Origin of the sequence: Isoptericola aurantiacus (assembly GCF_044769875.1) — a bacterium.
Classification (GTDB): domain Bacteria; phylum Actinomycetota; class Actinomycetes; order Actinomycetales; family Cellulomonadaceae; genus Isoptericola; species Isoptericola aurantiacus.
This window is the reverse complement of the sequence record NZ_JBJBAE010000005.1, coordinates 95355-119636: the sequence shown is the minus strand read 5'-3', so window position 1 is coordinate 119636 and position 24282 is coordinate 95355. Positions and strand designations below refer to the sequence as shown.

The 24282-nt window shown below is 70.6% G+C and carries 27 protein-coding genes and 1 tRNA gene; 19 read left to right on the top strand and 9 right to left on the bottom strand.

The features are described 5' to 3' along the window. The first annotated feature begins 7 nt into the window (after positions 1-7). From ACIQLL_RS14315 to ACIQLL_RS14275, 9 genes are all read left to right on the top strand, one after another. Positions 8-517 (top strand): hypothetical protein, encoded by a 510-nt coding sequence (locus ACIQLL_RS14315; protein ID WP_402468422.1) that lies wholly within the window; start codon positions 8-10, stop codon positions 515-517. 122 nt (positions 518-639) lie between these two features. After that, positions 640-2178, top strand: coding sequence for an ABC transporter substrate-binding protein (locus tag ACIQLL_RS14310; RefSeq protein ID WP_402468421.1), 1539 nt, complete (start codon positions 640-642; stop codon positions 2176-2178). A 78-nt stretch (positions 2179-2256) separates the two neighbouring features. Beyond that, positions 2257-3924 (top strand): dipeptide ABC transporter ATP-binding protein, encoded by a 1668-nt coding sequence (locus ACIQLL_RS14305; RefSeq protein ID WP_402468419.1) that lies wholly within the window; start codon positions 2257-2259, stop codon positions 3922-3924. Between the two features lie 19 nt (positions 3925-3943). Continuing rightward, a complete protein-coding gene (locus tag ACIQLL_RS14300; RefSeq protein ID WP_402468416.1) occupies positions 3944-4867 on the top strand; it encodes an ABC transporter permease in 924 nt (307 codons plus the stop codon). Position 4868: 1 nt separating this feature from the next. After that, positions 4869-5843 (top strand): ABC transporter permease, encoded by a 975-nt coding sequence (locus ACIQLL_RS14295; protein ID WP_402468414.1) that lies wholly within the window; start codon positions 4869-4871, stop codon positions 5841-5843. A 96-nt stretch (positions 5844-5939) separates the two neighbouring features. After that, a complete protein-coding gene (locus tag ACIQLL_RS14290) occupies positions 5940-6908 on the top strand; it encodes an MBL fold metallo-hydrolase (RefSeq protein ID WP_402468412.1) in 969 nt (322 codons plus the stop codon). A 33-nt stretch (positions 6909-6941) separates the two neighbouring features. Further along, on the top strand, positions 6942-8687 hold the full coding sequence (locus tag ACIQLL_RS14285; protein ID WP_402468409.1) for a hypothetical protein: 1746 nt from the start codon (positions 6942-6944) through the stop codon (positions 8685-8687). 76 nt (positions 8688-8763) lie between these two features. Next, the gene (locus ACIQLL_RS14280) at positions 8764-9660 is read left to right on the top strand and encodes a sugar phosphate isomerase/epimerase family protein (protein ID WP_402468407.1); all 897 of its coding nucleotides are present in this window, start codon (positions 8764-8766) and stop codon (positions 9658-9660) included. A gap of 78 nt (positions 9661-9738) precedes the next feature. Continuing rightward, positions 9739-10029, top strand: a complete 291-nt coding sequence (locus ACIQLL_RS14275; protein WP_402468404.1) for a DUF2218 domain-containing protein — start codon at positions 9739-9741, stop codon at positions 10027-10029. On the opposite strand, the gene ACIQLL_RS14270 is transcribed toward ACIQLL_RS14275, so the two are convergent. Continuing rightward, complete coding sequence (locus ACIQLL_RS14270; protein ID WP_402468401.1) at positions 10002-10190, bottom strand: PIN domain-containing protein; 189 nt, start codon at positions 10188-10190, stop codon at positions 10002-10004. The two genes, ACIQLL_RS14275 and ACIQLL_RS14270, sit on opposite strands and share 28 nt — an antisense overlap. Positions 10191-10448: 258 nt before the next feature. Here ACIQLL_RS14270 and ACIQLL_RS14265 point away from each other — a divergent pair, with 258 nt between their 5' ends. Further along, a complete protein-coding gene (locus ACIQLL_RS14265) occupies positions 10449-10967 on the top strand; it encodes a type IV toxin-antitoxin system AbiEi family antitoxin domain-containing protein (RefSeq protein ID WP_402468826.1) in 519 nt (172 codons plus the stop codon). Beyond that, entirely contained in the window at positions 10960-11391 is a 432-nt protein-coding gene (locus tag ACIQLL_RS14260) for a hypothetical protein (protein WP_402468399.1), read from the top strand. The genes ACIQLL_RS14265 and ACIQLL_RS14260 overlap by 8 nt, the downstream gene beginning before the upstream one ends. Positions 11392-11484: 93 nt before the next feature. Here the strand turns inward: ACIQLL_RS14260 and ACIQLL_RS14255 are convergent. From ACIQLL_RS14255 to ACIQLL_RS14245, 3 genes are all read right to left on the bottom strand, one after another. Next, positions 11485-11561 (bottom strand) — tRNA-Pro (locus ACIQLL_RS14255). A 101-nt stretch (positions 11562-11662) separates the two neighbouring features. Further along, entirely contained in the window at positions 11663-12571 is a 909-nt protein-coding gene (locus ACIQLL_RS14250) for a metallophosphoesterase (RefSeq protein WP_402468824.1), read from the bottom strand. Next, entirely contained in the window at positions 12568-14946 is a 2379-nt protein-coding gene (locus ACIQLL_RS14245) for a transglycosylase domain-containing protein (protein ID WP_402468396.1), read from the bottom strand. The genes ACIQLL_RS14250 and ACIQLL_RS14245 overlap by 4 nt, the downstream gene beginning before the upstream one ends. Positions 14947-15076: 130 nt before the next feature. On the opposite strand from ACIQLL_RS14245, the gene ACIQLL_RS14240 reads away from it, so the two are divergent. Then, positions 15077-15238, top strand: coding sequence for a hypothetical protein (locus ACIQLL_RS14240; RefSeq protein ID WP_402468393.1), 162 nt, complete (start codon positions 15077-15079; stop codon positions 15236-15238). Between the two features lie 8 nt (positions 15239-15246). Next, positions 15247-15714 (top strand): RidA family protein, encoded by a 468-nt coding sequence (locus ACIQLL_RS14235; protein WP_402468390.1) that lies wholly within the window; start codon positions 15247-15249, stop codon positions 15712-15714. 278 nt (positions 15715-15992) lie between these two features. Here ACIQLL_RS14235 and ACIQLL_RS14230 read toward each other — a convergent pair whose 3' ends face one another. After that, positions 15993-16670 (bottom strand): Crp/Fnr family transcriptional regulator, encoded by a 678-nt coding sequence (locus tag ACIQLL_RS14230; RefSeq protein ID WP_402468387.1) that lies wholly within the window; start codon positions 16668-16670, stop codon positions 15993-15995. A 210-nt stretch (positions 16671-16880) separates the two neighbouring features. On the opposite strand from ACIQLL_RS14230, the gene nth reads away from it, so the two are divergent. Then, a complete protein-coding gene (nth, locus tag ACIQLL_RS14225) occupies positions 16881-17609 on the top strand; it encodes an endonuclease III (RefSeq protein ID WP_402468384.1) in 729 nt (242 codons plus the stop codon). Between the two features lie 30 nt (positions 17610-17639). Here nth and ACIQLL_RS14220 read toward each other — a convergent pair whose 3' ends face one another. Both ACIQLL_RS14220 and ACIQLL_RS14215 read right to left on the bottom strand, forming a co-directional pair. After that, positions 17640-18578, bottom strand: a complete 939-nt coding sequence (locus ACIQLL_RS14220; RefSeq protein ID WP_402468822.1) for an alpha/beta fold hydrolase — start codon at positions 18576-18578, stop codon at positions 17640-17642. A gap of 27 nt (positions 18579-18605) precedes the next feature. After that, positions 18606-19352, bottom strand: a complete 747-nt coding sequence (locus tag ACIQLL_RS14215) for a winged helix-turn-helix transcriptional regulator (protein ID WP_402468381.1) — start codon at positions 19350-19352, stop codon at positions 18606-18608. Positions 19353-19438: 86 nt separating this feature from the next. Here ACIQLL_RS14215 and ACIQLL_RS14210 point away from each other — a divergent pair, with 86 nt between their 5' ends. Next, positions 19439-20173, top strand: a complete 735-nt coding sequence (locus ACIQLL_RS14210; protein WP_402468378.1) for a hypothetical protein — start codon at positions 19439-19441, stop codon at positions 20171-20173. A 12-nt stretch (positions 20174-20185) separates the two neighbouring features. Here the strand turns inward: ACIQLL_RS14210 and ACIQLL_RS14205 are convergent, their stop codons facing one another. Then, positions 20186-20839, bottom strand: coding sequence for a YceI family protein (locus tag ACIQLL_RS14205; protein ID WP_402468376.1), 654 nt, complete (start codon positions 20837-20839; stop codon positions 20186-20188). Positions 20840-21038: 199 nt separating this feature from the next. Here ACIQLL_RS14205 and ACIQLL_RS14200 point away from each other — a divergent pair, with 199 nt between their 5' ends. Together ACIQLL_RS14200 and ACIQLL_RS14195 are read left to right on the top strand one after the other, a co-directional pair. Continuing rightward, on the top strand, positions 21039-21515 hold the full coding sequence (locus ACIQLL_RS14200; RefSeq protein WP_402468373.1) for a thioredoxin family protein: 477 nt from the start codon (positions 21039-21041) through the stop codon (positions 21513-21515). Beyond that, positions 21512-21994 (top strand): DUF4395 domain-containing protein, encoded by a 483-nt coding sequence (locus ACIQLL_RS14195; RefSeq protein WP_402468370.1) that lies wholly within the window; start codon positions 21512-21514, stop codon positions 21992-21994. The genes ACIQLL_RS14200 and ACIQLL_RS14195 overlap by 4 nt, the downstream gene beginning before the upstream one ends. Positions 21995-21998: 4 nt before the next feature. On the opposite strand, the gene ACIQLL_RS14190 is transcribed toward ACIQLL_RS14195, so the two are convergent. Then, a complete protein-coding gene (locus ACIQLL_RS14190; RefSeq protein WP_402468368.1) occupies positions 21999-22376 on the bottom strand; it encodes a DsrE family protein in 378 nt (125 codons plus the stop codon). A gap of 154 nt (positions 22377-22530) precedes the next feature. Here ACIQLL_RS14190 and ACIQLL_RS14185 point away from each other — a divergent pair, with 154 nt between their 5' ends. Further along, positions 22531-23115 (top strand): FABP family protein, encoded by a 585-nt coding sequence (locus tag ACIQLL_RS14185; protein WP_402468366.1) that lies wholly within the window; start codon positions 22531-22533, stop codon positions 23113-23115. After that, entirely contained in the window at positions 23112-24281 is a 1170-nt protein-coding gene (gene ygfZ / locus ACIQLL_RS14180; RefSeq protein WP_402468363.1) for a CAF17-like 4Fe-4S cluster assembly/insertion protein YgfZ, read from the top strand. Before ACIQLL_RS14185 ends, ygfZ begins: the two co-directional genes overlap by 4 nt. Position 24282: the final 1 nt, after the last annotated feature.

Below are 24282 nucleotides of genomic sequence, written 5' to 3'. Positions count from 1 at the left end.
TGTCGAGATGTTTCTCAAGGATCCGCGCCCGCCGGAGCCCGGCAAGAGCCCCGTGTGGATGTACGGGCGCGACTATTTCCCGGACGCCGAGCACTGGGTCGAGATCTGGATGGTCACCGGTGATCACACGATGATGCCCGGTACCGCGGCGGGCGCGGAGAAGATCGTGCACCTGGGGCCCGACGGCCATCGTGGCGGCCCGTACCCGAAGTACCACCACGACGCGGACAACCTGATGTTCTTCACGGGGACCGACCCTGACGCCCCCCGTGACCTAGGGGCGCACGTGGAGTTCCACCTGGGCGAGGGCGATGCGATGCAGGTGTTCCACTTCGAGGAGCCGCGCTGCATCGTGATCCCCCGCGGGGTGCGCCACTTCCCCATGATCGTGTCGGGCCTGCGCAGGCCTTTCGTCGTGACGGACGTCCTGACCGCGCCCACCCGGAGTGCGGCGGGCACGGAGACGGACTTCTCCTTCGTGGCCCCGGACCGGGGCGCTGAACGAGGACGTGCTTGACACCTCGAAATGATTATGGTGCCATAACTAGTACGTGAACGCCCGGTGCAGCTCGCATCCGGCGGAACACCCACACTCAAGGCGGCCCCGACGGGGTCGCGGATCCCAATGGAGGGACTTGAATGAACACGCGCACCTACATCGCCGGGGGAGTCGCGGCGGTACTGACGCTGGCGCTGACCGCCTGCTCCCCGGTCTCGGAGAGCGACGGGACGAGCGCGGACGGCGGTCGCACGCTCACCATCGCGTCAAACAACGACCCGATGTCCAACCTCGACCGGTTCGTCAACTACAGCTATTCGGTGGACGACACCGGCAACCTCTGGGCGGACCCCCTCGTCACGAGCGACCACCAGCAGCACTACGAGCCTGCGATCGCAACCTCCTGGAAGTCGTCGAAGGATGGCCTGACCTGGACGTTCCAGCTGCGCGAGGACATCACCTTCTCCAGCGGCAACCCCCTCACCTCGGCCGACGTCAAGACGACATTCGAGCGGCTCGTCAAGGACGAAACCTTGACCGACGCGGGCGGGTGGCAGGGCCTCGACTCGGTCGGGACGCCCGACGACCACACGGCCGTCATCAAGCTGAAGGCGGTCATGCCCACGTTCCTGGACGAGGTCGGGCGCGTCATGATCCTCGACTCGAAGGCCTTCACGGCCGACCCCGACGGCTACTTCGACAAGCCGTCCGGGACCGGAGCGTTCACCGTCCGGTCGTTCGACGACCAGACCGGTGAGATGGTCTTCGCGAAGAACGACGACTGGTGGGGCTGGACCTCGAGCAACCAGACCAACGTCGACACGATCGACTACAAGTTCATCTCGGACGACTCCACCCGCGCCTCCGCGCTGCAGTCCGGCACGGTCGACGTCGCGGCCCAGCTCCCGGCGGACGTCGCGAGCGGGCTCGGCTCCGAGTACACGGTCAAGGACGTCCAGAACGACACGCACTTTCACATCACGTACCAGACCTCGTCGGGCAAGACGTTCGCAGACGAGAACCTCCGCGAGGCGCTGTCGCTGTCGATCGACCGTGACCAGCTCGTATCCGGCATCCTCGGCGGTGCCGGGAAGGTCGCAACCTGGCCCGTGACCGAGGGCAACCTCGGCTTCAAGTCTGGGACGTCGTACGCGTACGACCCGGACAAGGCGAAGCAGCTGGTCGAGGCCTCGGGATATCAGGGGCAGCCGCTCGACATGCTCTACAGCCCTTCGGGGTTCGCCCGGGCGAAGGAGATCGCCCAGGCTATCCAGTCCATGGCCACACAGGTCGGCATCACGCTCAAACTCGATGAGGCCGAGGACGCCACGTTCCAGCAGCGCCGCAGCTCGGGCGACTACGACATCACACTCGGATCCTTCGCGTCGACCGCCGGCGACCCGCAGACGGAAGTGGGAGTGATCATCGCCCACGACGTGTTCGGGACCGGCTACGACAACGAGAAGCTGATCCAGCTGGCGAACGAGTCTCAGACGATCACCGACCGGACCGAGCGTGGCGAGGTCCTGCAGCAGGTGTTCCAGATCGAGTTCGACCACTTCGCGCCCTTCGTCTACCTGTACTCGGCGGTCACGCCGTACGTGATGGACACGGACGTGAAGAACCTGACCATCTATGCCGACGGCTCGGCGGCGTACAAGTTCGCCAGCGTCGACTGACCGGGCCCCGGCCGGTGCCGCCGTAGGCGCACCGGTCGGGTCCGCTCTTCCTCCCTCTCGACCGCAGGAGCTTCAGTGATGAACTCGACCGACCAGGGCATCGTGGACGACCCGGTGCTCGCCGTCACGGACCTCGAGGTGTCGTTCGCGACACCGCGCGGCTCGGTCGACGCGGTACGTGGCGTCTCGCTGTCCGTCCGGACGCACGAGATCGTGGCCCTCGTCGGCGAGTCCGGCTCGGGCAAGTCGGTGACGTCACGCGCTGTGCTCGGCCTGCACCCCGCGAACGCGACGATCAACGGATCCATCCGGCTGTCCGGCTCGGAACTCGTCGGGTTGTCCGAGTCGCAGTTCCGGAGCATCCGCGGCAACCGTGTCGCGATGGTCTTCCAGGACGCGTCGCTCGCGCTCAACCCGGTATTCACCATCGGCGGACAGCTCGTCGACACCATCCGCGCGAACACGCGGCTGTCGCGGCGTTCCGCGCGCCGGCGTGCGGTCGAGCTGCTCGAGCTCGTCGGGATCCCCGAACCCGAGCGACGGTTCCACTACTACCCCCACCAGCTCTCCGGCGGGCAGAAACAGCGGGTCGTCATCGCGACCGCGATCAGCTGCGACCCGGAGCTGATCATCGCCGACGAACCCACCACTGCCCTCGACGTCACGGTCCAGGCGGAGATCCTCGATCTGCTGCGTGACCTGCGGGACCGGTTGGGTACCGCGATCCTCATGATCACCCACAACATGGGTGTCGTGGCCGACCTCGCCGACCGGGTGGTGGTCATGTACCACGGCGAGATCGTCGAGTCCGCCGGCGTCGAGGAACTCTTCTCCGCCCCCGAGGCCGACTACACCAAGGAGCTTCTGTCGGTCGTGCCGACGCTCGAAGCCGGCGACCCGCCCGCGGCCGCGCGATCGCGGCAGGCAGGTCTCGAGGAGCCAGTCGTCGAGGTCGAGGACCTCACCGTCAGCTTCCTCCAGGGATGGGGAAGACGATTCACTGCCGTGGACGGTGTCTCGCTGTCCGTCGGTACGGGCGAGACCCTCGCCGTGGTCGGCGAGTCGGGCTCCGGGAAGTCCACGATGGCGCGGACGATCGCCGGGCTCGAGAGCCCGACGTCCGGGGCCGTCTACGTCCACGGTGCCCGGCTCGACGACGCGGGTGCCGCCGCCGTGCGGAAGTTCAGGGGCAGCGTCGGCTACGTCTTCCAGGACCCGAACTGGTCGCTCAACCCCCGCAGGACGATCGGCGACGCGATCGCAGCGCCGCTGGCGTACGACGGATCCGTCCCCGCGCAGGAGATATCCCGCCGGATCGACACCCTGCTCGACGCCGTCCGGCTCCCGCGGTCCGTCCGTTCGCGCTATCCCCACGAGCTCTCGGGCGGGCAGTCGCAGCGCGTAAGCATCGCTCGCGCCGTGATCAGGAGCCCGTCGCTGCTGATCGCGGACGAGCCGACGAGCGCGCTCGACGTCTCGGTCCAGGCGCAGGTTCTCGACCTGCTCAGTGACCTGCAGGGCGAGCTCGGCTTCGCGTGCCTGTTCATCACGCACGATCTCGCGGTCGCCTCCGGCTTCGCCGACCGAGTCGCCGTCATGTGCCGAGGGAGGCTCATCGAGTCGGGCCCCGTCCAGGAGGTGCTGGCCCACCCTGCCGTGGAGTACACCCAGCGTCTGGTCGCGTCCGTCCCCGTCGCCGATCCCGTCCGTCAACGCCAGCGCCGCGCGTCGGCCGCTGCGGCCTGAGAGAGAGGGGCTGAGATCCATGCTCTGGGTCCGCATCGTCCGCCGGGTGCTGCTGTCCGCCGGAATACTCCTGGGAGTCACCGTCATCGCCTTCGTGCTGGTCAGGTTGGCGCCGGGGAACCCTGCCGCCGCCATCTTGCCGACCACTGCGACGCCGGCCGAGGTCGCCGCGCAGGAACAGCGGATGGGTCTCGACCAACCGATCCTCCTGCAGTACTTCATCTACCTGGGACAACTCCTGCACGGCGACCTCGGGTACTCGTACATGCTGAACGCGTCCAACGCCTCGATCATCCTGCCGCGGCTGGCGAACACGGCCGTTATCACCGGTATCGGGGTCGGACTCGCCCTGGTCGTCGCGATCCCCCTGGGCGTGCTGGCCGGCATGCGGCCGGGCTCGCTGCGAGACTCCACCGCGGTGGGCTTCTCCCTGCTCGGCCAGGCGATGTCGCCGGTCTGGCTGTGCCTGCTCATGATCCTGGTCTTCAGCGTATGGCTCAAGTGGCTGCCTCCCGTGACCACATCGAGCGCGACGAGCTTGATCATGCCGTCGGTGTGCGTCGGGTTCACGTTCTGCTCGCTGGTCACCCGCATGCTCCGCGCAGGGACGATCGAGGTCCTCGGGCAGGACTACATCACCGCCGCCCGTGCCCGGGGGATCGGCCGCCCACGCATCTACGCGATGTACGCGCTGAAGAACGGGCTGCTGCCCGTCCTGACCATCTCCGGGGCGCAGATCGGCATCCTCCTCGGAGGCTCGGTCGTGGTCGAGGAGATCTTCCAGTACCCGGGTGTGGGTGAGCTGACCGTCCAGGCGATCTCGACCCGTGACCTGCAGCTCGTCCAGTCGATCGTCGTGGTGGCAGCAGTGGTCATGCTCCTGTGCAACCTCGTCGTCGACATCCTCAACACCGTCGTCGACAAGCGAGTGAAGTTCAACTGACATGAGCGAACGCCACGCTGCCACGCAGCTTCCCCAGCTCGGGCCGATCCTCCCGCCTCCCGGAGACGAGACGCCCGCCCAACCCTCCGCCACCCCCGATCTGGAGCCGACGTCCGGCTCGACCCGCGGCAGCGACGTCCGCCGTCGCATGCGCCGTAGCACGTTCTTCATGGTCGGCGCCGTGGGCTTCGCCGTCGTCGTCCTCCTGTGCGCCTTCGGGCCGTTCGTGCTCCCTTTCCACCCGAACGGGACCGACATCCCGTCGCGGCTCGTGGCCCCCGAGTGGTTCGCGCACGGGCTCAGCGGGCACATCCTCGGCACCGACGCGCTGGGACGCGACGTCCTCACCCGCGTGCTGGTGGGTGGGCGGACCTCACTGTTCGTCGCCCTCACGATCGTGGTGGTGACCACGGTGATCGGGCTCGTCCTCGGCCTTGCGTCAGGGTACTTCGGAGGCGTGCTCGACCTCGTCGTCATGAGGCTGTGCGACCTCGGGCTGGCCATTCCCGCGCTGCTGCTGGCGATCGCGGTCGCGGCCACCATCGGTGGGGGCGTCCTGAATCTCATCGTCGTCCTGTCCCTGACGGGATGGATCATGATGGCGCGGGTCGTCCGCAGCACGGTGATGTCGGTGCGCAACCTCGAGTTCGTCCAGGCCGCCAAGGTCTTCGGGCTCGGTGATGTGCGGATCATCGTCCACGACGTGCTGCCGAACATCGTCTCGCCCATGGTGATCACCGCGACGCAGGCGTTCGGCGCGATGCTGCTCTCGGAGGCCAGTCTGAGCTTCCTGGGCCTCGGGATCCCGAGCCCCGCCGCGTCGTGGGGCGGGATGATCGCCGACGGGCGCGAGTACATCGCGACCGCGCCGTGGGTCGTCCTCGCTCCGGGCCTCGCCCTCATGCTCGCCGTGCTCGCGGTCAACTACGTCGGCGACGGACTCAACGACATCCTCAATCCCCGCAGGACTGACTGATCAGGTCTGCTTCCTCGTGCGCCGGGCCCCGGCGCACGACATCCGTGACCACACGTGCCGCAACCTGCCGGCACCCCGACGACAGGAGAAACGCCGATGACCTCCCTGAACATCTTCAGCCACGAGAAGAAGTCCGAGCGCCACTACATCTTTACCGAGGGCTACTCCCACGAGTTCCGATTCACGATCGGCGTCGTGGTCGGAGACGACAAGATCTTCGTCGTCGACTCCGGCATGGGTATGACGGGTGACCTGCGCACCTACATCGAGAGCGTGCTCGGCACCGGCAAGCCGATCGTGTGCGGTGTCAGCCACGGGTCGATCGATCATGCAGGGAGCGCCATGCTCTTCGACGAACGGTACTGCAACATCAGGGACGAGTGGATGCTCCTGACGCAGGCGTTCAAGGTCGAGAAGCGGCTGAACGACATCGCGGGCTTCGGGCTGGGCAACCCGGAGATGATCGAGTACGGCCGCAAGCACATGCTCGATTCCGAGGGCACGCAGTTCCGGTGGATCGAGGACGGTGACGTCTTCGACCTCGGCGGCGTCCAGCTCGAGGTGATCGCCCTGCCGGGCCACTCGGCCGGCTCCGTCGCGTACTACGACCGTGAGGCCGACATCTGCTTCACCGGGGACGGGATCAACCACCCGGCCATTCAGATCCACAACCTCGACCTCTACTACAACACGCCGGAGCACCGGAAGCTCATGCCGGCCTTCATGGAGCTCCCGACGGACGGGACCGAGTTGACGATGGGCGAGTGCTACGCGAAGTACGCGGACGTCGTGCGGCGCTTCGTGGACAAGGTCGGCTCTGACGTGACGCTGTACTCCGGCCACAACAACCTTGCCCAGACCATCCGGACCGCACACAACATCATCGAAGCGTGCGAGGAGGTTGCTGCGTACCGGATCGAGAACGACATGCCCGCGGACTCGATCTTCGAGTACCAGAAGAACACTCCGCAGAAGTACCACCGAGTCCACTGGGCAGGGAACACCGGGATCGTCTACGACGCCGCCAAGTTCGAGCGCGAGGCCGCGGCCCGCGCGACGGCCTGAGGCCGTCGTACCGACCTGACGGAAGGGCATCACGTGGAGAACGAGGCCTACTCGTACCCCGGCATCGAGCTGTGGGACCGAGCGACGTGGCAGGACCGCTACAGCGGGATCACCCCGCTCGCGAGCTGGATCGAGGAGGAGAACTACGGTGTCCTCCGCGCCGCGGCGCGCACCGGTCACTACGACGGGAGGACCGATGGCGTCTGGACGGCCAAGACACGCTCCGTCACGTACCCCGATGTCGTCGAGGCGTGGCGCGAGCGCGGGATGGAGTACGTGACCGACGAGATGGGCCAGGTCACGTGGATCGCGATGATCCCTCGTGCTGCCCGGACCGAGGGCCCCGAGGGCCACCCGCTGCTGCTCGTCCTGCACGACGGCGACTACACGAACCCGAACTGGGCCATGGAGGCGCTCGACCACTACGAGCCCCTCCTCGCGGAGGCCGCGGCGTCCGGGACGGTGGTTCTCGTGGTCGCGCCCGACGGCCCGGACGCGAGCCACATCTACGTCAACATGGTCCAGGAGCTGTCCGTCCGCCAGCACCTGCCCCTGCGGTCGGTCCACCTCGACGTCAGCACGGTCTTCTCTGCGGGACTCCGGCTGGCGGACGTCCCGGGGCTGGTCTACCGCACCCTGGACGGTGTGCCGGCCGGACGTCCCGACGACCATGTCCGGGCGGTGGCCGGTGTCCCCGCGCTCGACATCACCGGGCGGTGGCAGAACCAGGTCAGCCACCTGTTCGAGAACGCGACCGCGAGCCGCTATGCCCACCCCGATGTGCACCTGGAGCACATCGTGCACAGCGAAGCCGGCAAGCGCATGGCCGAGGGGATGGCGCTCGAGCGGGACTTCACCGACGCGACAGACCCGGGCCTGACCGCGTTCTGGGAGGCGCGCGGGGTGCGGTATGCCTGCCACGACACCGACGGGCAGCGATGGGTCGCTCTTGCGCCGGCCGCGTCCCGCGACCCGCAGGCCGAGCCCCTCCCCGTGATGCTCGTCTTCCAGGAAGTGACATACCTGGACCCGTTCCAGCCCGTCAGCGCGTTGAGCAGCTACGTCCAGTACGGCGAGCTGGTCGCGCAGGGCCAGCTCGTCGTGGTTTTCTTCGCTCTCGAAACGCCCGATGACAACGATCTTGGGATGGAGATCGTCCGGCAAGCGGCCGAGCACTACCCGGTCGACCTCACGCGCCTCTACGTCACGGGGCACTCCCACAACGGGCATTTCTGCATGGAGTTCGCTCGGCGTCACCACCGCGAGGTCGCCGCCGCAGCAGCGCTCGGCAACGCCTACGGACTGCCCGCCCCGGAGTACTCCCACGAGGCGGTCACGGTGACGGACGAGAAGGTTGCGCTGATGGAGACCTTCGACCTGCCGGTGATCGACATCGCTGGCTACTCCGAGAGCGACTTCGTCGGCAGCGAGGTGGGGACGCAAGCCTTCGACGACGCGGTGGACTCGTGGTCGCGGCGGGCACGGGCGTCGCGCCTTCCGCCGCTGAGGGCTGAGGCGATCGCTGCCGCGAAGTCGAGCGACGACCTCGTGGCACGCAGGCTCGGCGTGCCGCCCGACCGATCGTCCGTCGAGTACCGCATGGGTGGTGAGTGCTACATCGGCGACTTCTTCACCACTGGCGGCGCCCACCGGCTGCGACTTGTCGCACTCGAGCACTTCCCGCACATGGTCGCGCCCCAGATGCCGTCGCTGACCTGGGACTTTGTCCGCAGGTTCGCACGGGACCCGCAGACTGGCGCGGTCGTCGAACTTTACTGAGCCCTGTGCACCCTCGAGAGAAAGGCATCCGATGCAGAAAGTCGACCGTTGGCGCGGGGAGATCCACGAGGCGTTCGTGGACCTGCGGCGTGCTCACCCCGAGCGCCTCGAGCGCCGACTTGACCTGTCCTGGTCGAACTGGGGCTTCGGCCTCGAGGACCTGGAAGTCTCCGCCGAGCGTCTGGCACGCGCGGGCCTGGAGTTCGTGGAGCTGCACGGCAACCACTACGGCGACGACCTCGGCTACCGCCCCGAGCCCACTCTCAAGGTGCTAGAGCGGCACGGGCTGCGCGTGTCCGGGGTGTGCGGCATGTTCTCGGACGACAACGACCTGTCGAGCAACCGCCCCACCCAGCAGCAGGAAGCGGTCGCGTACCTGCGCCGCGAGATCGCCTTCACCCGTGCGGTGGGCGGCCAGTACCTGCTCGTCGTGCCTGCCGCGGTCGGGCGCCCGGTCCCGTACGACGACTTCGAGCAGGACCGCAGCGTCCAGGCACTGCGTCTGGTCGCGGACGAGTTCACGGCCGCAGGCGTCAAGGCAGCGGTTGAGCCCATCCGGGCCGACGAGACGACCCTCGTGCACACCGTGGCGGACGCCATCGCCTACATCGACACCGTCGCCAGCCCGGGCGTGCAGCACATCAACGGCGACGTCTACCACATGCAAGCGGGCGAGGCTCATGTGCCCAGCGCGATCCTCGAGGCAGGGGAACGCCTGGTGAACTTGCACATGGCCGACAGCAACCGCGGCGCCCTGGGCGGCGGCTCCATGGACCTCGACGGCATCATCGAGGCGCTCTACCTCATCGGGCACAACGTACCCGGCAGGTTCGTCACGCCGGAGCCACTGGGCGCTGGCGCCTCCCCATATCTGGCGCGCAACGGCCGCGGGGACACCGCGGCACTGGACGCGCTCGTGGTGGACAGTGTCCATTATTTCCGGGAGCGCGAAGCGGCAGTGCTCGCCGAGTGACCCGCGAGGGGATGCCAAGGTACCTGCAGACCACGTATGAACTGACGGCAAGCCGTTCTGTCGTCAAGGAGGAATGCGATGAATGACGCGAATCAGATTGCGGAGGGCGTGTTCGCCACGGACAACGGCGCTCGCTACGTCAAACAACTCGCTTCGCACTTGGGGCGGCGCTCGACGGTGGAGACAGATGGTGACGTGACGACCATCCACTTGACGGTAGGTCGGTGCACGCTAGCCGTAACAGATAAAGAGGTGCGGCTGTGCGCCGTTGGCGACGATGCGGATGGCCTGGCGACGGTGCAGCGCGTCGTCGGCGGCCACCTAGAACGCTTCGCCCAGCGTCAGGGACTGGCGGTCAACTGGATCTGAGCCGGCCCGGTGCGCACCCTGAACCGGCTGCCGAAGAAGTCGTTGTCCTCGGTCCACACCGGGCAGTCCAGCAGGAGCGCGACGGCAAGGAACGGCCAGTCGTCGGTGTCGCGCTTCTCGATCCGTGCCAGGGCTGCGCTTGGGGGCTTAGAAGTCCTCATCAACAGCGTGCACCACCGGTTCGAGCGCGTCCAGGACGGCGAGCGACACGGCGAGCTGCTCATCGGACCAGCCGCGCTTGGTGAACACGGTCGGCAGGTGTCGGCGAGCGTCGTCGTACGCGACCTGCGGGGTGTAGAACGCGACATGTCCGGCGTGCTCGGGGAGACCGAAGTGAGGGCCGAGCCTCGGCAGGTCAAGACCGTACTGCTAGTGGTACGGCATTGGCGGCGAGGTGGGTAGTGTGATGCCGGCACGACCTGTGGGAGATCGCGGCGAGCAACCACGGCGCCGTCACCGTCGCCGAGGCAGAGGACGCTGGCGTGCCCGCAGTGGAGGTGCGCAAGCTGGCAGCGCGAGGCGTGCTGCGCTCGTACGGTCAGGGCGTCTACACCCACCGGGACGTTCCGACGACCCGTCTGACCGAGCCGGCAGTCGCTGCCGCCCTTGCTGGGCCGGGAGCGTTCCTGCAGCGTGAGTCGGTCCTCGACCTGCTGGGGGTCGGCCAGTTCAACCCCCGGCAGGTGCGCGTGGGAACCCGTCGTCGCGTGCGTCGAACCCTCCCGGACTGGATGGTGCTGGAACGCCGCGCCGACATCACCGACGACGACCTGACGGATGTCGAGGGCGTGCCCGCGACCACGATCTCCAGGGCGCTGGAGGACCTGCGGGCACGGGTCGCCCCCGACCGTTGGGACGCGCTGGTCGCGACCCTCGTGGGGCGCGAGCTCGTGCGCCCCGACGAGATCCCGGACGTGAAGGAGAGCGCCCGTGGCTGAAGTGACGCCGCCGTTGAACATCCAGCAGCTGAACGACCGATTGGCGGAGGTCGCCCGGAGCATGGGGATTCCGGTGGCGCGGGCACGGGTGATGCTGTGCACGCTGGTCGTCTCGCAGATGCTGCCGGACGCCGTCGCGATCAAGGGCGGCATGGGCGTCAAGCTGCGCATGGGCGAGCAGGGCACTCGCGCGACCGCCGACCTCGATGTCTCCACGCGTGCGCGTGGTGAGGCTTTCGAGCAGGCATTCCGTGACCGGCTCGCACGCGGTTGGGGTGAGGTTCCGGCGTCCAAGGGCGTGCTGAGCCGTGACCCCGATGCCCCGGCCCGGGTCGCGTTCACGGCCTCGGTGCGTGCGGTGCGACTCCACGACCCCGGGCTTGCCGAGCCACAGTCCGTGATGCACTCGAGTTCAGAGGCGTAAGTCCCCAGTTAAGCCCCCAGCGGGGTTTCGCCCTCCCGTGCAAGACGAAAGGCCCCCTGCTCAGCGTTTCCGCTGGTCAGAGGGCCTCTCTGGTGGTCGGGGTGACAGGATTTGAACCTGCGACCTCTTCGTCCCGAACGAAGCGCGCTACCAAGCTGCGCCACACCCCGAAGGACTGCACCCGCAGCGCAGAACACCCCGAAGGAAGGTCCCGTGTGCGGAAGCCTGCTCAGAATAGCCGACGATCGCCCGGGAACGAAAACTCGGAGGCCTACCGGGCAGTGAACGTGATCAACGTCGCCTCCGGCCGGCAGGCGAACCGCACGGGGGCGTAGGGCGAGGTCCCCGCCCCGGCCGACACGTGCAGCCAGGTGGAGTCCTCGCCGCCCGGCTCGTCGGGCCGCGCCCCCGGCCAGCCGTGCAGGCCGCGCGCCCGACGGCGGTCGACGTCGCAGTTGGTCACGAGCGCCCCGTAGAACGGCAGGCACAGCTGTCCACCGTGCGTGTGCCCGGCGATGATCGCGTCAGCCCCGTCGTCGTGCATCTGGTCGAGCACGCGCGTGTACGGCGCATGGGTCACGCCCAGCCGCAGGGCGGCGGGGTCGCCGACCGACGTCGCCGGGAACTCGTCGCGGTCCAGATGCGGGTCGTCCACCCCCACCAGGGCGATCCGGTGGCCGCGGACGACGAGGTCGTCGCGGCGGTTGGTGAGGTCCACCCACCCGGCGTCGATCATCGCGTCGGTCATCGCCTCCCACGGCAGGTCGGGGACGTTGCGGATCGGGCCGCGCGCGTCCGGCAGCAGGTAGCGCGCGGGGTTCTTCGGGGTGGGGGAGTAGTAGTCGTTCGACCCGAGGACGAACGCGCCGGGCACGTCGAGCAGGGGTTCCAGCGCGTGCAGCAGCGGGCCGAGTGCGTCCGGGTGGGCGAGGTTGTCCCCGGTGTCGATCACCAGGTCGGGCTCGAGCGCGGCCAGGGACCGCACCCACTCGATCTTGCGCCGCTGGGTGGGGACCAGGTGCAGGTCCGAGACGTGCAGGACACGCAGGTCGCGTTCGCCGGCTTCCAGCACGGGCACGGTCACGCGGCGCAGCGTGAAGAGCTTGGTCTCGAGGTGGGCGTAGGCGAGGCCGGCCGCGCCGACGGCGGCCAGGCCGCCGGCGAGCCGCCACGCGCTCAGTCGTCGCCTCCGCCGTTGCCCGGGCCCCCGCCGTTGCCGCCGCCGTTGCCAGGTCCGCCGGAACCGCCGCCGCTGTCGCCGCCGCCCCCGTTGTCGGAACCGCCGTCACCGGAGTCGCCACCGTCGCCGCCACCTCCGTTGTCGGAACCGCCGTCACCGGAGTCGCCGCCGTCGTCCTCGGTCGCGGGCGGAGCCGGCGGTGCGGGCGGAGTACCGATGAGGTCCTGGTCGGGAGCCCCGAAGTCCTGCACGGGCATGCCCTGGACGGCCTGGTCCATGTAGTCCTTCCAGGCGGGTGCCGCGACCGTCGACCCGTACAGCGGGTCGATGTACACGCCCTTGACGTACATGCCGTTGATGTGGTTCTCGTTGGGGTTCTCCACCGAACCGACCCAGACCGTGGTGGCGAGCTGCGGGACGAAGCCCGAGAACCAGGTCTGCGCCGCCACCTGCGACGTGCCCGTCTTGCCGGCCACGGGGCGTCCGTCGGACAGGCCGCCGAGAGCGTAAGCCGTACCCCTCGTGAACACGTTCTCCATCGCGTAGATCACGGTGTTGGCGATGTTGCTCGGCAGCGCGTTCGGGTCGCAGTCGGACTTCGGGACGTCGTACTCCTTGCCGTTCGGTCCCGTCACGGCCGTGACGGCGACCGGCGTGCAGTACGTGCCGCCCGAGGCGAGGGTGGCGTACATGGCCGCCATGTTCAGCGGCGAGGACTCCTGGGTGCCGAGGACCATGGGGGCGGCGATGTCGATGTCGCTCTGCTTGACCGTGCCGCTGCGCAGCGGGCCGAAGTTGGCCTTGCTCGTGGGGCGGAAGCCCATGTTCCACGCGGTGCTGCGCAGGTCGCACAGGTTGAGCTGGGACCCCATCGAGGCGTACGCCGTGTTCACCGAGAGGTACGTCGCCTTGAGGACGCTCATCATGCCGCCCTCGTTGCCCTCGGCGTTGCGGGGGTCCCAGGTGTCCGTGCCGAGGCTGCCGACGCAGGGCGTGTTGAAGTTCCCCACCACGTAGGAGTTGTGGTTCGCGCTGACCGTGTCGTTGAGCGTGTGCCCGCTGCGCAACCACTCGGACAGCACCACGGGCTTGAAGTTGGACCCGGGCTGGAACCCGCCCGAGGCCCCGTGGATGAAGTCGGCGTTGTAGTTGACGGTCGTGTCACGGCTGGCGTTCTCGGCAGCCTTGGTCCCGCTGTAGGGGACGTTCTGCGCCATCGAGAGGACCTTGCCGGTGCCGGGCTCCACCGTGACCACCGAGGCCTCGAGGTTGCTGCTGTCGTCCTCCGGCACGGCGTTCTGGATGCTCTGGATCGCCGCCTTCTGCTTCGTCATGTCCAGCGTCGTGTGGATCTCCAGCCCGCCCCGGTACAGGAGCTTCAGGCGGTCCGACTTGGTCTCGCCGTAGGCCGGATCGAGCAGGATCTCCTTGATGACGTAGTCGCAGAAGAACGCCGAGCCCTCGGCCGACTGGCATCCGGCGGGCGACGGCGTGATGTGGAGCGTCTTCTTGATCGACTTCTTCTGCGCCTTGTCGCGCTGGTCGGTGGTGATGTACCCGAGCTTCCACATGTTCTGCAGCACGAGGTCGCGGCGCTCGCGGGCCTGCTTCGGGTGGCGGGTCGGGTCGAACTGGCTCGGCGACTTCGTGATGCCGGCGATGGTGGCCGCCTGGACCACGTTGAGCTTGGCGGCCGGCTTGTCGAAGAAGTACCGCGCGGCCGCCTCGACGCCGTAGACGCTGTTGTACCCGTACTGGGCGACGTTGAGGTAGCCCTGGAGGATCTCGTCCTTGGACATCTTCTTCTCGATGGCGATCGCCATCTTGGCCTCGCGCAGCTTGCGGTCCAGGGAGTCCTCGTAGGCGTCGATGACGGCGAACGGGTCGTTGTCCTGCTCGGCCGCCTCGATGAGCATGTTCTTCACGTACTGCTGGGTGATCGTGGAGGCACCCTGGGTGGCGTCGCCGCTGAGGTTGTTCAGGGCCGCGCGCGTGATGCCCTGCGGGTCGACGCCGTTGTGGTCGTAGAAGCGCTCGTCCTCGATCGCGATCGCCGCGTTCTGCATGTTCTCGGAGATCTTGTCCAGCGGCACGACGATGCGGTTCTGGTAGTAGAACGTCGCGAGCACCTTGCCGTTGGCGGCGTAGATGCGGGACTGCTGGGACAGCGGCCTCGGCTCGAGCTCGGCCGGCACCTCGTCGTAGATCTCCACGGTGCTGTCGGCGGCGGCGTTGGCGCCGGCCACGGCCGGGATCACGAACCCGGCGGCCAGCACGCCCCCCGCCGTGGCGGCCAGGACGAAGGCGAGCAGCAGCGCCACCATCTGCGTGGCGGGGATGGTGCGCGTGATGCGGCGAGAGTCGGAGGGCGCCATGTTCCCAGCCTAGAGGGTCGGTCCTGCGCGGCACCGCGAAGTCGCGCACGGCGTGTGCAGGTCCTGTGGAGCGGTGGTCGGCGCGTGGTGCCGGACGCCCTGCGGCACGTGGTCGGGCTACGATCGCCGCATGGCTACCACGTGGGAATACGCGACGATCCCCCTCCTGATCCACAACACCAAGGCGATCCTCGACCAGTGGGGTGCGGACGGCTGGGAGCTCGTCCAGGTCGTGCCGGGCCCCGACAGCACCAACCTGGTCGCCTACCTCAAGCGCCCCTCCGGCGAGTGAGCGCTCCCGTGAGCGTGGAGAGCCGCCTGACCGAGCTCGGCATCGCCCTGCCCGACGTCGCGGCCCCCGTCGCGGCGTACCAGCCTGCCGTGCGCTCCGGAAGGTACGTGTACACCGCCGGGCAGCTGCCGTTCGTGGCGGGCGAGCTGCCCGCCACCGGCAAGGTCGGCGACGGTGACGGTCTGGTGGACCCGGCCGCGGCCGCGGACCTGGCCCGGACCTGCGCGCTGAACGCGCTGGCGGCCGTGCGCAGCGTGTCGGGCACGCTCGACGGCGTCCGGATCGTCAAGGTGACGGGCTTCGTGGCCAGCGACCCGTCCTTCACCGGGCAGCCCGCCGTGCTCAACGGAGCGAGCAACGTCCTGGGCGAGATCTTCGGCGAGGCGGGCACCCACGCCCGCTCCGCCGTCGGCGTGGCGGTGCTGCCGCTGGACGCCCCGGTCGAGGTCGAGCTGATCGCGGAGCTGCCGGACTAGCCCTCCCCGCCCCGCCGTGCGGGAGTGGCGCCACGTCGCGCGCGGCCGCGTTCACGGGCGCTGGGCGCCCTGCCACGTCGGGAAAGAGACGGCCGCGCGCGACGTGCCGCCACTCCCGCTCAGCGCCGCGCCCGTCGTGCGTGCCGGCGAGAGGTGGACTCCGAGCGCTGGAGCGCGACAGCCCTCGCGACGTCGTCAATCCCGAAGTGGAGGTCGCGCAGCGACCGTGAACGCGACGTCGCGAGGGCTTTCGTGCTCCAGCGCGGAAGAAAGGCCGATCAGCGCGCGCGCCGCTCCAACCGGTCCAGGTCGAGCAGCACGACGGCGCGGCCCTCGCGCCGCACCCAGCCGCGGGTGGCGAAGTCGGCCAGCGCCTTGTTGACGGTCTCCCGCGACGCGCCGACGAGCTGGGCCAGCTCCTCCTGGGTGAGGTCGTGGGCGACGCGGACACCCTCGTCGTTGGGCTCGCCGAAGCGGTTGGACAGGTCCAGCAGCGCCTTGGCGACCCGGCCGGGGACGTCGGAGAACACGAGGTCGGCCAGCGTCTCGTTGGTGCGGCGCAGGCGGCGGGCCAGCGCGCCGAGCAGGGTCGTGGCGACGTTGGGGTGCGCGGCGATCCACTGCACGAGCGCCTGGTGCCGCAGCTCGTAGCACAGCGCGTCGGACACCGAGGACGCCGTGGCCGTGCGCGGGCCCGGGTCGAACAGGGACAGCTCGCCGAACATCTCGCCGGGCCCCAGGATCGACAGCAGGTTCTCGCGCCCGTCGCTGGACCGGCGCCCGAGCTTGATCTTGCCCTGCGCGATCACGTAGAGGCGGTCGCCCGGCTCACCCTCGCGGAAGAGCACGTCCCCGCGGGTCAGCTCCACGGGGATCATGGACTCGAAGAGCGCCTTGGACTCTTCGCTGTCCATGTCCGTGAACAGGGGGGCGGAGAGCACGACGGTGTCGTCCACAGCAATCCTCACGTTCTCTTCAGGAGCGCTGCCGGCCAGGCCGCGGCTCCGTGCGTACAGGTGTGTTCCAGGTCTCAGTCTGCCTCACGCTGGGGCTTCATGCCTGGAAGTGACGTCTCAGGTGGCTCCCGGGGTAACGAACGGCGCACGGCACCGGTTCCGGGCGCGACCCGGGCCGCCGGCGTCGGAGGCGGTCGATACGCTGCCCGCATGTCGCAGACGCCGGTGCAGCCTACCCCCACGGGGGAGTCCCGCCTCGCCCTGGTGCGCCGCGCGCGCCGCATCGACCGTGAGCTGGGCCTGACCTATCCCGACGCCCGCGCCGAGCTCGACTTCACCACACCGCTGGAGCTGCTCGTCGCCACCGTGCTGTCCGCGCAGACCACCGACGTCCGGGTCAACGCGACCACCCCGACGTTGTTCGCCCGCTACCCGGACGCACCGGCGCTCGCGGCGGCGGATCCCGCGCAGATGGAGGAGATCCTGCGTCCGCTCGGCTTCTACCGGGCCAAGACCCGGGCGGTGATCGGGCTTGCCCAGGCGCTGGTGGAGCGGCACGGCGGTGAGGTGCCGCCCCGGCTGGCCGACCTGGTGAAGCTGCCCGGCGTGGGCCGCAAGACGGCGAACGTGGTGCTGGGCAACGCGTTCGGCACCCCCGGCATCACCGTGGACACCCACTTCGGGCGCCTGGCGCGCCGGCTGGGCCTCACCGACCAGGAGGATCCCGTCAAGGTCGAGCATGCCGTGGGCGAGCTGTTCGAGAAGCGGGACTGGACGATGCTCAGCCACCACCTGGTCTGGCACGGCCGCCGGGTCTGTCACGCGCGGCGGCCCGCCTGCGGGGCGTGCCCGGTGGCGCGCTGGTGCCCGTCGAACGGCATCGGGGAGACCGATCCCGTCGCGGCGGCGAAGCTGCTCAAGCCGGGCCCGCGCGGCTGAGGCCCCGGAGCCTCGCCGGAGGTCCTCCGCCTACGCCGCGCCGATCCCGAGGGTGGCGCCGAGCCAGTCGAGCAACAGCTCGTTGACGGCGTCGGGCGCTTCCTCGGGCAGGTAGTGACCGGCGTCCTGCACCACCTCGAACCGGAAGTCGCGTGCCAGGGCGGAGCCGTCGACGTCGGCGTCCTGCTGGCGCAGGAACCCGTCGTGGGCGCCGTGCACCTGCAGGACGGGGACGCCGATCGGGTTGCGCAGGGCATGGAGGTAGCGGCGTCCGTCGGTGCGGACCGCGCACCGGGTGAGCCAGCGCAGCGACTCGGCGCCGCTGTGCGCGACGAAGGGGATGCGCATGACGTCCCGGTAGCGCTCCACGACCTCGGCCGCCAGGGTGCGGTGCGCCCCGGCGGCGAGGACGTCGGCGACGCCGGTGCCCTGGGTCAGGCGGCGCTCCGGCAGGGAGGGCACCTGGTACAGCGCGAGCAGGCGCTTGGCGGCCGGGGTGACGAGCCGCCGTCCGGGCACGTGCAGCCGCAGGGGGTGCGGTGCGGCGAGGGCGGCGACGCCGGCGGTGACGGCCGGCTGCATGGCCGCCATCGCCCAGGCGAGCACGCCGCCGGTGCCGGAGCCGACGACGACGGCCCGGTCGTGGCCGAGGGACCGCACCACGCCGGCGACGTCGCGGGTCCGGGTCGGGACGTCGTACCCGGACGGCGGCTTGTCGGAGGCGCCGACCCCGCGCACGTCCATCGCGGCCACGCACAGCCCGGCGTCGGACAGGGCGGTGAGCTGGTGCCGCCAGGCCCACCACATCTCGGGGAACCCGTGCAGGAGCAGCACGAGCGGTGGCTGGTCGCCGTGGGTCCGGGCGGGGCCGGCGGAGGCGACGTGGAAGCGCGAACCGTTGGCGGGCACGAACTCGTGCCGCCAGGGGCCCTCGACGAGGGCTGAGGTGTAGTCGGTCGCGTCGGACATCGCGGTCACGCGCCGCAACCTACCGTCTCAGGATCCGGAGGACACCTGGGGCGAGCCCGTGTCGCGGCCGGACCCGCCGTCGGACTCCTCGGGGCGCGGCTCCTTCGGCGGGTCGAACCGGTAGCCGACGTTGCGCACGGTGCCGATGAGCTGCTCGTGCTCGGGCCCGAGCTTGGCGCGGAGCCGGCGCACGTGCACGTCGACCGTGCGTGTGCCGCCGTAGTAGTCGTAGCCCCAGACCTCCTGCAGGAGCTGGGCGCGGGTGAAGACGCGGCCGGGGTGCTGCACGAGGTACTTGAGGAGCTCGAACTCCTTGTACGTCAGGTCGATGGGGCGGCCCCGGAGCCGGGCGGTGTAGCCGCCGGCGTCGATGGCGAGCTCGCCGGCGGAGATCTCCTGCGGCGAGTCCTCGGCCGGGCCGTGGGCGGACCGTTCGATCACGAGCCGCAGGCGCGCCTCGACCTCGGCGGGGGAGGCGGTCTCCAGCAGCAGGTCGTCGGCGCCCCACTCGTGGTTGACGACCGTCAGCCCGCCCTCGGTCAGGACGAGCACGAGGGGGACGGTCAGGCCGGTGGCGTGCAGCAGGCGGCAGGTGGTGCGGGCGGCGACGAGGTCGCGGCGGGCGTCGAGCAGCACGACGTCGGAGTCGGGGGCGTCCACCAGTGCCGAGGGCTCCATCGGCAGGACGCGGACCTTGTGCGTGAGCAGCCCGAGCGCGGGCAACACCTCGACCGAACCGCCGGTCGCAGGCGTCAGGATCAACAGCTCGGCCACGTGTACTCCTCCGTCTACCGGTGCTGGCAAAGGTACCGTGCCGCACGCCCGGGTTCACAATGCGCCGGCATGGGAGACTCGTCGGCGTGACCGTGACCTCCCGTGCCGTGACGACCGCCGTGCTCGCCACCCTCGTGGCCGGGGCGGCGTACCTGGGGCCCCTGTGGAGCGTCGGCGCGTCCGCGGTGCTGGTCCTGCTCGTGGCGGTCGGCTGGGCACCGCTGCTGCGGCTGCCGGCCGACGGCGCCACCACGCTGGTGGTGCTGGTGGCCGGTCTGGGCGGCGTGGCGGTCACCTGGTTCACCGAGGGTGAGCCCGTGCTGCGGAACCTGCCGCTGGTGATCGCGTTCTCCCTGGTCCTGGCGTTCGTGGCGCAGATGCTGCGCCGCGGGGGGCGCCCCCGGCTGGTGGAGTCCGTGAGCGGCACGACGGCGGGCATCGTCGTGGCCGTGGCGGCGTCCGGGTGGGTGGCCACCGGACGGTCCGACGCCGGTGCCGGGCTCGTGGTGACCAGCGCCGTCGGGCTGGCCGTGGCGTCGGCCGTCTCCGCGCTGCCGGTGGCCGGCGGCTGGACGGGGTCGTTGCTGGCCGTCGTCCTCGGCGGAGCGGCGGGCGCGGGCGCGGCGTCCGTGGTGCCCGACGTCGAACCGGTCCAGGGGCTCACCGTCGGCCTGGTCGCGGGTCTGGTCGCCGCGGCGCTGCGGTTCCTGTTCGACAGGCAGCCCGCGCTCGCGGGCCGCCGGGCAGCGGTGTCCGCCGTCGCCGTCCCCGTGGCGGTGACGGGCATCCTCGTCTTCGTCGTCGGGCGCGTCCTGCTGTAGCGGGACGGCTCGTCACGCGACGCGGATGGCCTCCCCGGCGAGCTCGATCCGCACGGTCCTGGCCACCAGCACCCCGCCGGCCTCCAGGGCCACGTTCCACAGCAGGCCGAACTTCTCCCGCTCGAAGTCCGCCGTGGCGCTGAACCCGAAGATGTGCTGCCCGAACGGGTCGGCGCCCGCCCCGCCGAACTCCGCGTCGAGCGCGATCGGGTGGGTGACGCCGCGGATCGTCAGGTCGCCGTGCAGCACGAACTTGGTGCTGGTCGCGGCTGCGTGGGTTCCGGAGCTGCGCCCCGGGGTGCGCCCCTTGAGCGCGGCCCAGGAGAAGATCGGGTCGGGTGCGGGGCTCCACTCGATCCCGGTGGAGCGGAACTCGAGGGTGGGGAACCGCTCGACGTCGAGGAAGTCGGGGCTGCGCAGGTGGGCGTCCCGGTCCTGGTTGGCGGTCTCGATCGAGGCGGCGTCGATGGTGGCGGTCACGCTGGACGCGAGCGGGTCCTCGGCGACGTGGATGGTGGCGGACCCGTCGGCGAACTGGCCGCGGACGGGGCTCACCATCATGTGCATGGCGAGGAACCCGATGCGCCGGTGGCCCTCGTCGAGCCGGTACGTCCCGGCGGTCGGGATGACGAGGTCGTTCCAGGTGCGGGTGGTCGCGTCGGTCATCGGTCCTCCTGTCGATGCCCTCGGCAACCGTCGGGGCACACGTCTGTTCGGCAGTGGGCGGCAGTGCCGGTACGGGGTGCTTCCGCGGGCTCTCGGTCGCGTCGCGGACCACACGCTACCGGGAACATTCATGCAAACGGATGTGTTCCACGCCGGTGACACCCCGTCCCGACAGCCTGTCGCCGCAGGAAGGACCCCCATGACCCCGCAGTGGCCCGCCCTCGCCGCACTCGTCGTGCTCACCGCCGTCGTCGGCCTCGTGTGGCGCGCCCGCCAGGGCCGCGTCCGGGTGCACGACGGCGGGGCACGCCCCGGCGCGGCGGGCACCGTGACCGGGGGGTGGGCCGCCGACGTCGTCGCGCTCGGCGCGGCGCCGGGCGCCCGCGCGACGTTCCTGCAGTTCTCGGCCGAGGTCTGCGCACCCTGCCGGGCCACCGCCCGCACGCTCGGTGCGCTCGCGGCCGACGAGGACGACGTCGCGCACGTGGAGGTGGATGTCGCCGAGCACCTCGACCTGGTCCGCCGGGCCGGGGTGCTCAGGACGCCCACCGTGCTCGTGCTGGACGGCGCCGGGAGCGAGATCGCCCGCGCCTCCGGCGCCATGACCCCCGTGCAGGCGCGCGCGGCGCTCGACGCCGCCGCACCCGCCGTCCCCGTTCCCGGGAGGACCTCATGACCGACCCGTACACCGGCACCGACGCCGCGACCTCCGCAACCCCGGACGCCGCCACCTCGGGGATCGACCCGCGCGGACCGCGCGTCGGTGCGGGCCTCACCGCGGTGCTGCTCGCCGTCGTCGTGCTGCTCGGCCCCAGCACCGGTGCGCTCGTGCTGCTCGCCGTCGTGGCGTGCTCGTTCCTGCCCGGCGCGCTGCGCGGGACGCACGCGACCTGGCAGGGCTGGCTCTTCCGCACGCTGGTGCGTCCGCGCCTGGGACCGCCCGAGCACCTCGAGGACCCGCGTCCGCCGCGGTTCGCCCAGCTCGTCGGACTGGTCGTCACCGGCGTCGGCGTCGTCGCGGGACTCGCCGGCGCCCTGGTGGTCGTCCCGTGGGCCGCGGCCGTCGCCTTCGTAGCCGCTGCGCTGAACGCCGCCGTCGGGCTGTGCCTCGGCTGCGAGCTGTACCTGCTGGGCCGCCGCCTGCGGCGCGCCTGAGCCGTCAGTAGACGAGCGCCTGCGCCCCCGGACGCAGCGACTCCTCGACGAACACGGGCGCCCCGGCGATCCGCACGCCGGGCAGGACGTCGTCGGGCCCGAGGTCGCGCCGTGCCGCGCACTGGGTGCACAGCGTGACCGTGCCCGCCGCCAGGACGGCCGCCAGCAGGTCGGGCGCGGGCGCCGCGTGCTCCAGCTCGAGCTCGGCCGCGCGACCCGGCACCGCGAACCATGCGGACTCCCCGGTCAGCCACAGGGAGACCTCGACCCCGGCGGCGACCGCCGCGGCCGCCACCGTGAGCGCCTGGTTCGTCGCCTCCGGCCGCTCGGTGCCCGCCGTGGTCTTGACGACGAGGGAACGCTGCGATGTGGTCTCGGTCATAGGCCAGACCCTAACCGTGCCCCGGTGGGTACGATCGAGGCATGTCGACCGAAGCGCTCGAGATCTTCTTCACCAGCCTGCTCGTGGTCACCGTGGGCGTGATCACCTGGTTCGCCGGCTACGTCGTCTACAAGCTGTTCCAAGGCCAGCGCTGATGCCCTTCGCGTTCCCCGAGGGCCTCGCGCCCGAGGTCTACCCGCTCGCCTGGCTCGTGGGCCGCTGGGAGGGCGCGGGCGTCATCGCCTACGAGGGCATCGACGAGACGCCGTTCCGCCAGGAGCTGGTCTTCGACCACGACGGCGGGCCCTACCTGCGCTTCGTCTCGACGCTGCGCGTGCGGTCCGCCGCGGCCGCCGACGGCGAGGCGCTCGGTGACCAGGACGGCGAGAGCGGCGACGGCGCCGCCTTCGACACCGTGTGGTCCACCGAGACCGGCTACTGGCGTGTCGCCTCCGAGCGCCCCGAGGGCCTGACGGACTCCCAGCACCCCCTCGAGGTGCTCGTCACCGACGCCTCCGGGCGCGTCTCGCTCTTCCTGGGCGTCGTGGGGGACGGCCGGGTCGACCTCGCCACCGACTTCGTGGCGCGCACCTCCACGGCCGCCGAGGTCACCGCGGCCAAGCGCCTGTACGGCAACGTCGAGGGCCGCCTGCTCTGGGTCGAGGAGCTCGCCGCCTTCGGCCACCCCATGGGGTCGTACGCCTCCGGCGAGCTCGACCGCGCCGAGAGCCCGTCATGACGTACCGCAGCCCGCTGCTGGACCGCCCGGGTGCCGTCGCCGGTACCGGACCGGACGCCGGGGTCGCCTGGCACTACGGGGACCCCGTGGCCGAGCAGCGCGCCCTGGCCCGCGGCGGCGCCGTCGTCGACCAGTCCCACCTGGGCGTCGTGCGCCTCACCGGGCCGGACCGTCTGACGTGGCTGCACTCCATCACCTCCCAGGACGTCGAGCACCTGGCACCCCGCGCCTCGACCGAGCTGTTCGTGCTCTCCCCGCAGGGTCGGCTCGAGCACGCCCTGGCCCTCGTGGACGACGGCACGTCCACCTGGTTGATCACCGAGCCCGACCACGTCGAGCCGCTCGTCGCCTGGCTGACGCGGATGCGCTTCATGATGCGCGTCGAGATCGACGACGTCACCGACTCCTGGGCCGCGCTCGGCGAACCCGTGGACGCCGAGGGCACCGACACCGAGCCCGTCACCTGGCGGGACGCCTGGCCGGAGGTCGTCGGCGGCGGCACCCGCTACGGGCCGCCCGCCGCGGAGCACCCCGGCAGCGACCGTGACTGGCGGCTCGTGCTCGTCCCGCGCGCCGAGCTGGCCGACGCCGTCGCCGAGCGCGAGGCCGCCGGCTGGCGCCTCGCCGGGACCTGGGCCACCGAGGCCCTGCGCGTCGAGGCCTGGCGGCCGCGCCTCAGCCACGAGGTCGACGACCGCACCGTCCCGCACGAGCTCGACTGGTTGCGCACCGCCGTCCACCTGCACAAGGGCTGCTACCGCGGGCAGGAGACCGTCGCGCGGGTGCACAACCTCGGCCGTCCGCCGCGCCGGCTCGTCATGCTGCACCTCGACGGGTCGCAGCACGTCGTGCCCGACGCCGGGGCCGAGGTCCGTCGCGACGGCCCGGACGGCAAGGTGGTCGGGACGGTGACGAGCGTCGCCCGCCACCACGAGCTCGGTCCCGTGGCGCTCGCCGTGATCAAGCGCAACGTCCCCACGGACGCGCTGCTCGCCGTCGTCGGACCTGTGGGATCCGGCGCGGACGCCCAGGAGATCGCCGTGGCCGCGTCGCAGGAGGTCGTGGTGCCCGGCGAGGGCCTCTCGGCCGACCGGCCCGAGGCGCGGGGCGAGACGCTCCGAGGACTGACGCGACGGGGTGGCGACGGCACGCAGAGCCTGCTGTGAT